Origin of the sequence: Achromobacter sp. Marseille-Q4962, assembly GCF_943737005.1 — a bacterium.
In the GTDB taxonomy this organism is placed as follows: Bacteria; Pseudomonadota; Gammaproteobacteria; order Burkholderiales; family Burkholderiaceae_B; genus Achromobacter.
Window position 1 is genome coordinate 153913 of sequence record NZ_CALSFU010000010.1, and the last position, 11623, is coordinate 165535.

The window sequence follows — 11623 nt, forward strand, 5'->3', positions numbered from 1 at the left end:
GTTTCCGTCCAAGGCCAGCCCCGGCCGCCGATTCCGCCGCCATGACAGCCAACGCTTCTTCTCCCGTCCGCACCCGTTTCGCCCCGTCGCCCACCGGCTTCCTGCACCTGGGCGGCGCGCGCACCGCCCTCTTCTCGTGGGCTTTCGCCCGCCATCACCAGGGCACCTTCGTGCTGCGCATCGAAGACACCGACGTGGAGCGCTCCACCCCGGAGGCGGTGCAGGCCATTCTGGACAGCATGGACTGGCTGGGCATGCAGCCCGACGAAGGCCCCTTCTACCAGATGCAGCGCATGGACCGCTACCGCGAAGTCATCGCGCAGATGCTGGCGGCCGGCACGGCCTATCACTGCTACAGCACGCCCGAGGAAGTCGAGGCCATGCGCGAGGCCGCGCGCGCGCGCGGCGACAAGCCGCGCTACGACGGCACCTGGCGCCCCGAGCCCGGCAAGACGCTGCCCCCCGTCCCGGAAGGCCGCAAGCCCGTGGTGCGCTTCAAGAACCCCCAGACCGGCGCCACGGCCTGGAACGACCTGGTCAAGGGCCCCATCAGCTTCGACAACGGCGAACTGGACGACCTCATCATCGCGCGCCCGGACGGCACTCCCACCTACAACTTCTGCGTGGTGGTCGACGACTGGGACATGGGCATCACCCACGTGCTGCGCGGCGACGACCACGTCAACAACACGCCCCGCCAGATCAACATCCTGCGCGCGCTGGGCGCCACGCTGCCGGAATACGGCCACGTGCCCATGATCCTGGGCCCGGATGGCGAGAAGCTGTCCAAGCGCCACGGCGCGGTCAACGTCATGGAATACGACCGCGAAGGCTATCTGCCCGAGGCCATGATCAACTACCTGGCCCGCCTGGGCTGGAGCCACGGCGACGACGAGATCTTCAGCCGCGAGCAGCTGGTGGAGTGGTTCGACACCCTCCACCTGTCCAAGTCGGCTTCGCAGTGGGACCCCAAGAAGCTGAACTGGGTCAACGCCCACTACATCAAGCAGATGGACCCGGCCGAGCTGGCCCGACGGGTGGCGCGCCGCATCGCCGCGCGCGGCGGCCGGCCCGAAAAGACCGATCTGCCGGGCGTGATGGCGCTGCTGAAAGACCGCGCCGAAACGCTGGAGCAGCTCGCCGACGGCGCCATGCTCTTCTGCGGGGAGTTCAAGCCCGCCTCGCCCGAGCTGGCCGCCCAGCACCTCACCGAGCGCGCGCGCGAGGCGCTGGCCGACTTCGCCGCGCGGGCGCGCGACGCCGACTGGACGCGCGAGAGCATTTCCGCCCTCATCAAGGCCGTGCTGGCCGACCGCGGCCTGAAGATGCCGCAGCTCGGCATCCCGCTGCGCGTGGCCGTCACCGGCCAGGCGCAGACGCCGGCGGTCGACGCCGTGCTGGCCCTGCTGGGCAAGGAAACCGTGCTGGCGCGCCTGGAGGCCGCGCAGGGCTCCCGGTAAGCGCCGACGGGCCCCGGCCCCGCTGCCTGGCGCGCCGGGCCTGGCCGCCTCAGACGGCGGCCGGCGCCGCGCGGCGCTTGAGCGCCCGCGCAAAACCCGCGCCCAGCAGCGGCAACATGGCGGCCGAGCCGCCGAACAGCGCGGCCACGCCCACGCTGTCCACCACGACCCCGGCCAGCGCCACGCCGGCCGCCTGCCCCATGAACAGGCACGAGGCGAACCAGGCCACCGCCGTGCCGCGGGCCGAGGGCACCATTTGCGTGGCGTTGGTCTGCAGCGTGGCGTGCAGCAGGTAATAGCCGAAACCGGCAAGCATGCTGGCAAGCAGGCTCCATGCCCAGACCGGGCCCAGCAGATACGACAGGAACGCCAGGCCCAGCACCAGCCCGCCCGACACCGCCAGCCCGCGCTCGCCCAGCAGCCGGAGCACCCGCCCGGCCACCAGTGTATAGAGCAGCCCGCCCACGGCGTATACCGCCACCAGCGCGCCCGCCGCCGTCAGCGAGATGCCGAAGCGCGCATGCAGGTAGGACGGCGCGAAGGCCAGCGCGCCGAAGACCAGCAGCCCTTCGATGAATACCGTCAGGAGCACCACCCGCGCCCAGGGCGTGCCCAGCACGAGGCGGGCCTGGGCCGCGAATCCCTGCACGGCCGGCGCGGCGGCGGCCGCGCGCGACGCCCGCTGGCGCCGCACTTCGAGCTGCAGCAGCACGCCGACCCCGAGATAGCCGGCGACCAGCGCGGCGAACGCCCAGCGCCAGCCCACGGTGTCGGCGAACAGCCCGCCGATGAGCTGGCCCGCCGCCATGCCGAGGATGGTGCCCGTCAGGAAACGCGCCAGTGTGGCCTGGCGCCGCTCATACGGCACGTTGTCGCCGATCCAGGCCATGGAAAGCGGCACGATGCCGGCCCCCGCCGCGCCCGACAGGGCGCGGCACGCCACCAGCACATCCAGCGAATCGGCCATGATCGCGCCGGCGCTGCCCAGCGCACAGGCGAAAGTGGCCACCGTCACCACGCGATACTTGCCATAGCGGTCGCCCACCGGCCCGAAGAACATCTGCAGCACGCCATAGGCCACGGCAAAGGCCGTCACCACGTAGGCGGCCTGCCCGGTGGTGGCGCCGAACTCGGCCGCCAATTGCGGCAGCATGGGATCGCAGATACGGAAGGCGCTGGCGCTGACGAAGGCGGCCAGGGCGAGCAGCGCGATGGCGCGCGCTTCGGAAGACAGGGAGGGCATGGGACGATACTTGGGTTGAACGGCGAAACCCGCACCTTACCTCAGCCCGCGCCGATGCGGCGCGCCCGCAGGGGCGGGGGACCGTGCCGCGCAACGTGGCGCTTGCCGCGCCGAGGATCGGCATCACTCACTACTGGCGCTGGAATTGCGATACGGTGTGCGATCTCTAATCAGGCTGCCGGCACGCGAGGCGAATGTCGGGATATCAACGGCGCGGCCGGCGGAAGCGGCGTGTCGATGCCGTGGCATACACGATGCCGCGTATCGGCGTGGCCTTGACGGGGCGTTCCGGGGCATGCTGATCGCCTCAAGCGGAGCGCGGCGCCTGAATGCTGTGCAATATATGTCGGATGACTTCGCTTGCAGCCTGAGCCTGCCGGTCGTCGGAGACGGTGTACAAGATCTCTTCGAGCTTGTTCTCGGCGTCAAACAGCAGGGATCGCAGCCATTTTTCATCGAGCGCCACGATTTCCTGCTCGGACCGGCGTAGCGCCGCCTGCACTTGTTCAATAGTGGCATCGTGGGACAAGAACGCAGCGCAAGCCTGTTCTACGCGTTGGACTGCCTCTGGGCATAGCCAGGTATTCATTATTCTCCTCGACGAAGCATGGTGACGACGATGTTTCCGCCATTTTCGGAGCCAGTATGGCGATGACGGCTCCGACACCCATCGCCGTGACGCCTTGGACGAACCGCTTGGCTGCTTCATTCAGGTCGTTGTCACTGGATGCATCGATCGTCAATTTGCAAAATCGCGCCAGATTCTTGATGCCGTTGAGAATCGACCAACCCGCAAAAGCAAAGCCGACAGCAATCAGTGCATCGGCGGCCCCAGGCTCCCGCGACTTCCCCATTGCCAAATGTCGATCCTGATGACCGACGACGGCAGCGGTTACACCTCCGAGGCCTGCCGGCAGGCGTTTCTGGAATTGCGTGCCGCTCGCCGAGCGGGCGCCTCGACCACTAGGGCAACCGGTACCCGGGCTGCATGCGGCGCGCCACCACGACCTGGCCGCCCTGCTTCAGTTCGCGCAGCGTGACCTGCTTCTGGTCGAGCTTTTCGATGCGGTACCGGTTGCGGTAGATGGGGTCGCTACCGTCCACGGGCTCGCCGTTCGATTGCGTGGTCTGCTGCGTGTAGATGCCGTCGGCCACACTCCAGCAGCCGGACTCGCGCAAGGCGGGCCGCGTCCGGCGGCCGATCTTGAGCTGGGTTTCGTAGCGCATGGTGCCGTCGGCCGACAGGACGGTCAGCGCCTGGAAATCGCCGCTCACGCCGCGCGGGCGGGAGGTGGAATACCAGGTGCCTATCATGGGATCGCCCGGCCTGGCGGGCGTGCAGGCCATCGGTTTGGCCGGCGGTTCCGGCTGCGCCTCGGTGATCGAGGCGGTTTTCCTGGCGGCGCACCCTGCCAGGATCAGGCCGGCGCACACGAGGCCGGCCGTACGCAAATACACACTGCTCATGAATTCCTCAACACGTCTGACGACGCGCCGCGCCGGCCACGCCGGCACGCCCCTCGCGCTGCAAACACCAGGCACTCTAAAGAGGCAATCGAGAAGAATCAACGGCCGCGCGCGGCTGGTGCATTTGCGCAACAGCCGCGCGGCGCCGGGCGCGGGTTTATGGCCGGACCCCGCAAAAATGCGTTGGATTCACACGACACCGCGAGCGCCGTGCGCCTTGTCGCGCAGCATGTCGCGCATGGAGGCGGCCGCCGGCGTCAGGCTGCGCCCGGCGAGCCGGGTGATGCCCAGCGTCCGCTCGATGCGCGGGCGCACCAGCGGCACGAAGGCCAGCCCCGGGGAATCCGGCGGCACGCCCAGGCGCGCCAGCACCGTGACGCCCACGCCCTGTTCGAGCATTGCCAGCAGCGACATCATGTTGGACACGAACACCTGCCGCTCCAGCATGAAGGCGGCCTGCGGATGGCCGGCGAGCTGGCGGTGCGCCACCGTGCCCACCAGCGGCAGGCCGGCGATCTCGCGCCACGTCACGCTGGCGCGCCGCGCCATGGGGTGCGAACGGTGGCAGACCAGTCCGAAGGCATCGCGCAGCAGGGGCTCGAATGCGAGGCGGCGGTCGCGCAGCACGGGGCTGCAGACGCCCAGTTCCGCTTCGCCGGCCAGCACCATGCGCTCCACGCCCTCGGAGTTGTCGTCGTACAGGCGCAGCGACACCGAGGGATAACGATCGCGGTAGCGCGCCACCAGCTCGGGCAGCCAATGCGTGGCCACCGTGGCGACCGAAGCCATGCTGAGCGTGCCGGCCTGGTTGCTCGCCAGGCCGGCCAGCGCCCCCGCGACGCGCTCGTGGTGCTCCACCAGTTCGCGCGCCAGGGGCAGGCATTCCTGTCCGAAGCGGGTCAGCGTGCCCCGGTTGCCGGGCTCGAACAGCGGCTGCCCCAGCCGCTGCTCCATTTCTCGGATGGAAAGCGAAAGCGCCGGCTGCGAGCGGCACGCCTTCGCCGCCGCCGCGCTGAAGCTGCCCAGCTCGGCCACCAGCAGGAAATGACGGTAGTGCGCAATGGACAGGTCGGGCAGGCCGCTCATGCTTGCTCCATTTGCTGAACTTATTCAGACATATGAAAAATAAAATTTTCTCATTTATGGGAGGCGCTTAACATCCTCTCGCATGATGATTGCCGCCGCCCCTCCCTACGCCGCCTCCCTGGATTTCAGCCTCGCCGACCGCCTGCCCGCCCGCGCCATCGGCCGGGCCAGGCTGCGCATCGGCGCAGGCCCGCTCGCGGGCCCTCCCGGCCTGCTGCTGCTTCCCGGGGCATACCACGGCGCGTGGTGCTATGCGCATTTCCTGGATTACTTCGCGCGGCACGGTGTCGGCTGCGCGGCCCTCGACTACGCCGGGCACGGCGGCCTGCCGCAGGACGCCTCCTATGCCCGGCTGACCGTGGAAGACCTTGCCGCCGATGCCGTCGCGGCCCTGGACGCCTGGGCCGCGCCCGCGGTGGTCGTGGGCCACAGCATGGGTGCGCTGCCCGCCATGCTGGCCGCCAGCCGCCGCCCGGTGGCCGGCGTGGTGCTCATGGCGCCTTCGCCGCCGGGAGACTTGCCGGGCGCGCAGGCCCTGCCGCCCGTCCCGCCGGACACGCCCCGGCGGCCGCCGGGGCGCGGGGAAATCCAGGCCCGTTTCCTGGCCGCGCCCCGCGACCGCGACGTTTCCGCCGTGGAGGCGCGGCTGTGCGCCGAAAGCCCGGCAGTGCTCAACGACCGCTACCTGCTGCGCGTGCCGGTGCCGGCGGACGCCGTCCGCGCGCCGGGCCTGTGCCTGGAGGCGGGCCTGGACACGCATGACCGGCATCCGCCCGGCCAGGACGCCGCCATCGCGCGGCGCTTCGGCTTCGACCATGCCGTGCTGCCGCGCCAGCCGCACTGCATGATGTATTCGGACCAGTGGGAAGAAAGCGCCGCGGCGATCCTGGCATGGCTGCGCGGCCGCTTCCGCTGACATTTACAAGACCATTCGGCGCGTCCGGCGCCACAGGAGACAAGCATGCCCGCCTCTTTCATCCCTCGCATCCCCCTGCTCGGCGCCGCGCTGGCGCTTTCCGCGGCGGCGCAGGCCGCCGGCTGGCCCGAGCGGCCCGTCACCATTCTCGTGCCCTCGGCAGCAGGCGGCGCGGCGGATCTCACCGCGCGCACGTTCGCCCAGTTCCTGGGCCGGCAGACCGGACAGACCGTGGTGGTGGAAGACCGACCCGGCGCGGGCGGCATTGTGGGCACGCACGCCGCCAAGAATGCCGCGCCCGACGGCTACACCTTTCTGATCTCGACCAATTCCACCCACGCCGCCAACCAATACCTCTATAAGAGCCTGCCCTACGATGCGCAGAAGGACTTCGCCCAGGTCGGCCTGCTGGGCACCTTCGGCTCCGTCGGCATCGTGGCGCCGGACAGTCCCTACCGCAGCGTGCCCGAGCTGGTGGCCTACGCCAAGGCGCATCCGGGCGCGGTGTTCTTCGGCTATTACAGTTCGTCGTCCCAGGTGCCGGCCGAGCTGTTCAAACAGCGCGCCGACATCAACGTGACCGGAGCGGCCTACAAGAACGTCACCCAGATCATCACCGACCTGCGCGGCAAGCAGATCGGATTTGCCTTCGTGGACTATCTCACGGCCATGGGCCAGGTGGAGGGCAAGGGCCTGCTGCCCATCGCCGTTACGGGCGAGACGCGCCAGCCGTCCTGGCCCGATGTGCCCACCATGGCCTCGTACTATCCGGGCTTCGTGGTCGCCGGGTGGCTGGGCCTGTCCGCGCCCGCGGGCACGCCGCAAGAAGTGGTGGAAAAAATGAACGGCTACCTGCAGGCGGCCGTGAAGGACGAAACCACGGCCGGCAAGCTGCGCGCGCTCGGCCTGGCTCCCCAGGGCATGGACGTCGCGCGCTTCGACGCCTTCGTCAAGGAAGACGCGCAGCGCTGGAAAGAGTGGATACGCATCTCCGGCATCCAGCCCCAATGAGATTGCGCCATCTCTCTATATATAGAGATGGCGCGGCGGGCCTGCCTACAGCGGCAGCCGCTGCTCGTGCTTGATCTCGCGCAGCGCGACGATGGTGCGGGTCTGGCGGATGCCGGGCATGTTGAACAGGAAGCGGTGCAGGAAGCGGTCATAGGCTTCGGGACTTTCCACCAGGATCTTGAGCAGGAAGTCCGAGTCGCCCGTGACGGCATAGCATTCCAGGATTTCGGGCGCGTCGCGCACCGAGCGCTCGAAATTCTCCACGGTGCTGGCCGAATGCCGCTCCAGGCTGATCTGGGCGAACATGCAACCCAGCCCCACCTTGGCGCGGTCGACCTGGGCGCTGTAGCCCTGGATCACGCCGCTGGCCTCCAGCGCCTTGACCCGCCGCCACACCGGCGCGGCCGACAGGCCCACCTTTTCCGACAGTTGCTGCGCCGATGCGCGCCCGTCTTCCTGCAGGGCTTTCAGGATGCCGATGTCGGTCTTGTCCATGGCGGTTGTCTCCTCGTTTCTCGTCGGTTTTGCGGGCCGCGCGGGGCGGCGGCGCGCTGTTGGCGCGTTTCCGGCTTGGGTTTGCTCGCAAACGAAATATCTGTTTCGTATTATAGGGATTGCACGATCCAATAACGCAATAAAAGCGTGCCCTGGCGAACCTATCATGGTGCAAACCAGGAGACATCCCCATGGACGGTACACCCGCCGCCGGCACGCGCACCCCCGGGCACCCGCTCGATCTGGATTACCAGCTCGCCGACAACCTCACCCGCGCGAACGGCCGCATTTTTCTTACCGGCACGCAGGCGCTGGTGCGCATGCTGCTCACCCAGCGCCGGCTCGACCGCGAACGCGGCCTGAACACCGCGGGCTTCGTCTCGGGCTACCGGGGCTCGCCCCTGGGCGGCGTGGATATGGCGCTGTGGAAAGCCCAGAAGGCGCTGGACGCCAACCAGATCAGCTTCCTGCCCGGCATCAATGAAGACATGGCGGCCACCGCCGTCATGGGCACCCAGCAGGCCGGGGTGCGGGCCGACCGCAAGGTCGACGGCGTCTTCGCCATGTGGTACGGCAAGGGCCCCGGCGTGGACCGCGCCGGCGACGCCCTGCACCACGGCAACGCGGCGGGCGCGTCGCGCTACGGCGGCGTGCTGGTGGTGGTGGGCGACGACCACACCGCGGTTTCGTCGTCCATTCCGCATGCGAGCGAGGCCTCGCTGATCGGCTGGCAGATGCCCATCGTGCACCCGGCCTCCATCGAGGAATACGAAACCTTCGGCCTCTGGGGCTGGGCGCTGTCGCGCTACGCCGGCACCTGGGTGGCCTTCAAGGCAGTGTCCGAAACCGTGGAAAGCGGGCATTCCTTCCTGCCCGCCGAGCCCGAACGCTACGACATGCCCGAAGACCCCGGGCAGCCCGCCGGATCGCTCGAATACTCGGCGCGCGAGTTCCTGTCGCTGGCCATCGAGACGCGCATGCACCAGCGCATGAAGGCGGTGGCCGCCTTCGCGCGTCGCCACAGCATCGACCGCCTGGTCTGTCCGGCGCCCCGCGCCACGGCAGGCATCGTCACCGTGGGCAAGGCGCACCTGGACGCCATGGAAGCGCTCGAACGGCTGGGCGTGGACACCGTGACGGCCCACGCCCCGGTGCGCATCTACAAACCCGGCCTGACCTGGCCGCTGGACCCGGGCCGCCTGCTCGACTTCGCGCGCGGCCTCTCGCACATTCTCGTCGTCGAAGAAAAGGGCGCGGTGGTCGAAACCCAGATCAAGGACCTGCTGTTCAACCTGCCGCAGCGGCCCACCGTGTGCGGCAAGAAGGGGCTTGACGACGAACCCATGGTGACCGCGGCAGGCCAGCTGCGCCCCTCGCTGCTGGCCGCGCCGCTGGCCGGCTGGCTGCGGCGCACGGCCGGCCTGACCGCGCTGGCCGATCCGGCCGCCTTCGCCTGCCCGGCGCCGCTGTCCAACGAGGCCGACGGCATGCGCCGCCGCCCCTATTTCTGTTCGGGCTGTCCGCACAGCACGTCCACGCGGGTGCCCGAAGGCAGCCAGGCGCTGTCGGGCGTGGGATGCCACTACATGGCCGCCTGGATGGACCGCGACACCGGCGGCCTGACGCAGATGGGCGGCGAAGGCGTGGACTGGATCGGCCTGTCGCGCTACACCCGCATGCAGCACGTGTTCCAGAACATGGGCGAAGGCACCTACTACCACTCCGGCTACCTGGCCATACGCCAGGCGGTGGCCGCCGGCGCCAACATCACCTACAAGATCCTGTTCAACGACGCCGTCGCCATGACCGGCGGGCAGCCGGTGGACGGCCCCATTTCCGTGCCGCAGATCTGCCAGCAGCTGCGCGGCGAGAACGTGGCGCGCATCGTCGTCACCAGCGACGAGCCCGAAAAATACCGCGGCGTGGACCTGGGACCCGGCATACGGGTGCACCACCGGCGCGAGCTGGACGCCCTGCAGCGCGAGCTGCGCGAAACCCCGGGCGTGACCGTGCTGATCCACGACCAGACCTGCGCGGCCGAGAAGCGCCGCCGCCGCAAGAAGAACCAGTTTCCCGACCCGCCGCGCCGCATGCTGATCAACAGCGCGGTGTGCGAAGGCTGCGGCGACTGCGGCGTGCAGTCGAACTGCCTGTCGGTGGTGCCGCTGGAAACGCCCTACGGCCGCAAGCGCGCCATCGACCAGTCGAGCTGCAACAAGGACTATTCCTGCGCCGAAGGGTTCTGCCCCAGCTTCGTCTCGGTCATGGGCGGCAAGCTGCGCAAGAGCGCCGCGCCCCGGCCCGACCAGGAAAAGCTGGCGGCCCGGATCGCCGCCCTGCCCATGCCCGAGCTGCCCGCGCTGGAGCGGCCCTACCGCCTGCTGGTGGCCGGCATGGGAGGCACCGGCGTCATCACCATCGGCGCCATCGTTTCCATGGCCGCCCATCTCGAAGGACTGTCGGCCGCGGTGCTCGACCTGACCGGCCTGGCGCAGAAAGGGGGCACCGTGGTGAGCCACATCCGCCTGGCGCCGCCGGGCGCGCCGGCCGGCCCCGTGCGGCTGGACTGGCAGCAGGCCGACGCGGCCATTCTGTGCGACCCGGTCGCCGCCGTGGCCCCCGATTCGCTGGGCGCGCTGCGGCGCGGGCACACCCGCGTCACCGTCAACACCTACGTGGCGCCGGTGTCCGATTTCACCCGCAATCCCGATGCCGCCATGCACCCCGACGCGCTGCTGGCCAAGATCCGGCATGCCGCCGGCGAAGCCCACACCGCCGCGCTGGACGCGCACGAGGCGGCGCTGGCGCTGTTCGGCGACAGCATCCTGTCCAATATGTTCATGCTGGGCCACGCCTGGCAGCGCGGCACGGTGCCGCTGTCGCATGCCGCCATCGTGCGCGCCATCGAGCTCAACGGCGTGGCCGTGGCGGCCAACCGCGCCGCGTTCGACAGCGGGCGGCTGGCCGCGCAGCACCCCGAGGCGCTGGAAGGCGTGCTGCGCCCGCGCGCCCAGGTCGTGCAGCTCCATGTGCCCGAATCCTATGAACGCGCCGTGGCGCGCCGCGTCGAAGATCTCACCGCCTACCAGAACGCCGCCTACGCCCGCGAGTACCGGGTGTTCGTGGACCGCGTGGCCGCCCGCGAGCGCGAGCTGGCGCCCGAAGCCCGCACCCCGCGGCTGGCCCTGGCCGTGGCCCGCGGCCTTTACAAGCTCATGGCCTACAAGGACGAGTACGAAGTGGCCCGCCTGTACACGGCCCCGGCCTTCAAGGCGCAGCTCGAGAGCCAGTTCGAGGGCGACTACAGCCTGCGCTTTCACATGGCCCCGCCCATCTTCGCCCGCAAGGATCCCCGCACCGGCGTGCCGCGCAAGATGACGCTGGGCTCGTGGACCCTGGGCGCCATGAAGGTGCTGGCCCGCCTGAAGGGGCTGCGCGGCACCTGGCTCGATCCTTTCGGCCATACCGCCGAGCGGCGCGCCGAGCGCGCGCTGGTGCAGGAATACCGGCAAACGGTGGAACAGTTGCTGGCCGGCCTGGAGCACGACAAGATCGGCCAAGCGGCTACAATCGCCGGCCTTGCGGAAACCATCCGGGGCTACGGTCACGTCAAGGCGGCCAGCCTGCGGAAATACCGTGAAGAACTCGCGCGCCGCATGCAAAGCTATATGGCGCCTGCACCGCGCGACGAGCCCCTGCGGAAGACCGCATAAACGCTTGCTTTACGCCGTCTCTACCTGGGCGCGCCAATGCTGGCGCGCCCAGTGCATTTAGTAACAATCTTTTGTGAGCAAAATTTATCTTCTTCTTGTGGGTGTCGCACTCGATCACTAGAATTAGTGCCTAACACGGGGTGCTACACTACATATTGTGTTTTTCCCGGCGCTGCCCCCTGGGCGGACCTTGCCTTTCGCGATTGCTCCCAGCGCGGTGCCTCGCATCAAG

General features: G+C 69.2%; 9 protein-coding genes. 4 read left to right on the plus strand and 5 right to left on the minus strand.

Annotated features, from left to right (window positions below):
- Positions 1-41: 41 nt before the first annotated feature.
- Entirely contained in the window at positions 42-1460 is a 1419-nt protein-coding gene (gltX, locus tag NGJ44_RS11045; protein ID WP_251863917.1) for a glutamate--tRNA ligase, read from the plus strand.
- A 49-nt stretch (positions 1461-1509) separates the two neighbouring features.
- Here the strand turns inward: gltX and NGJ44_RS11050 are convergent, their stop codons facing one another.
- The 4 genes from NGJ44_RS11050 to NGJ44_RS11065 form a co-directional block, all read right to left on the minus strand.
- On the minus strand, positions 1510-2703 hold the full coding sequence (locus NGJ44_RS11050) for an MFS transporter (protein ID WP_251863918.1): 1194 nt from the start codon (positions 2701-2703) through the stop codon (positions 1510-1512).
- Between the two features lie 307 nt (positions 2704-3010).
- A complete protein-coding gene (locus tag NGJ44_RS11055) occupies positions 3011-3292 on the minus strand; it encodes a hypothetical protein (protein ID WP_251863919.1) in 282 nt (93 codons plus the stop codon).
- Between the two features lie 374 nt (positions 3293-3666).
- Entirely contained in the window at positions 3667-4170 is a 504-nt protein-coding gene (locus NGJ44_RS11060) for a hypothetical protein (protein WP_251863920.1), read from the minus strand.
- Positions 4171-4359: 189 nt separating this feature from the next.
- Positions 4360-5256, minus strand: coding sequence for a LysR family transcriptional regulator (locus tag NGJ44_RS11065; protein WP_251863921.1), 897 nt, complete (start codon positions 5254-5256; stop codon positions 4360-4362).
- A gap of 82 nt (positions 5257-5338) precedes the next feature.
- Between NGJ44_RS11065 and NGJ44_RS11070 the strand changes: the two genes are divergently transcribed.
- Together NGJ44_RS11070 and NGJ44_RS11075 are read left to right on the plus strand one after the other, a co-directional pair.
- The gene (locus tag NGJ44_RS11070) at positions 5339-6172 is read left to right on the plus strand and encodes an alpha/beta hydrolase (RefSeq protein WP_251863922.1); all 834 of its coding nucleotides are present in this window, start codon (positions 5339-5341) and stop codon (positions 6170-6172) included.
- A 45-nt stretch (positions 6173-6217) separates the two neighbouring features.
- Positions 6218-7183: a Bug family tripartite tricarboxylate transporter substrate binding protein gene (locus NGJ44_RS11075; RefSeq protein WP_053246045.1), complete on the plus strand. Its 966-nt coding sequence runs from the start codon at positions 6218-6220 to the stop codon at positions 7181-7183.
- Positions 7184-7228: 45 nt separating this feature from the next.
- Here the strand turns inward: NGJ44_RS11075 and NGJ44_RS11080 are convergent, their stop codons facing one another.
- Positions 7229-7678 (minus strand): Lrp/AsnC family transcriptional regulator, encoded by a 450-nt coding sequence (locus NGJ44_RS11080; RefSeq protein WP_053246044.1) that lies wholly within the window; start codon positions 7676-7678, stop codon positions 7229-7231.
- A gap of 191 nt (positions 7679-7869) precedes the next feature.
- Here NGJ44_RS11080 and NGJ44_RS11085 point away from each other — a divergent pair, with 191 nt between their 5' ends.
- Positions 7870-11391: an indolepyruvate ferredoxin oxidoreductase family protein gene (locus tag NGJ44_RS11085; protein WP_251863923.1), complete on the plus strand. Its 3522-nt coding sequence runs from the start codon at positions 7870-7872 to the stop codon at positions 11389-11391.
- The last annotated feature ends 232 nt before the right edge of the window (positions 11392-11623 follow it).

Bases quoted from the DNA above. Each gene is read 5' to 3' on its own strand.
- gltX (WP_251863917.1), top strand. From the start codon at position 42: ATGACAGCCAACGCTTCTTCTCCCGTCCGCACCCGTTTCGCCCCGTCG.
- NGJ44_RS11050 (WP_251863918.1), bottom strand. From the start codon at position 2,703: ATGCCCTCCCTGTCTTCCGAAGCGCGCGCCATCGCGCTGCTCGCCCTG.
- NGJ44_RS11055 (WP_251863919.1), bottom strand. From the start codon at position 3,292: ATGAATACCTGGCTATGCCCAGAGGCAGTCCAACGCGTAGAACAGGCT.
- NGJ44_RS11060 (WP_251863920.1), bottom strand. From the start codon at position 4,170: ATGAGCAGTGTGTATTTGCGTACGGCCGGCCTCGTGTGCGCCGGCCTG.
- NGJ44_RS11065 (WP_251863921.1), bottom strand. From the start codon at position 5,256: ATGAGCGGCCTGCCCGACCTGTCCATTGCGCACTACCGTCATTTCCTG.
- NGJ44_RS11070 (WP_251863922.1), top strand. From the start codon at position 5,339: ATGATGATTGCCGCCGCCCCTCCCTACGCCGCCTCCCTGGATTTCAGC.
- NGJ44_RS11075 (WP_053246045.1), top strand. From the start codon at position 6,218: ATGCCCGCCTCTTTCATCCCTCGCATCCCCCTGCTCGGCGCCGCGCTG.
- NGJ44_RS11080 (WP_053246044.1), bottom strand. From the start codon at position 7,678: ATGGACAAGACCGACATCGGCATCCTGAAAGCCCTGCAGGAAGACGGG.
- NGJ44_RS11085 (WP_251863923.1), top strand. From the start codon at position 7,870: ATGGACGGTACACCCGCCGCCGGCACGCGCACCCCCGGGCACCCGCTC.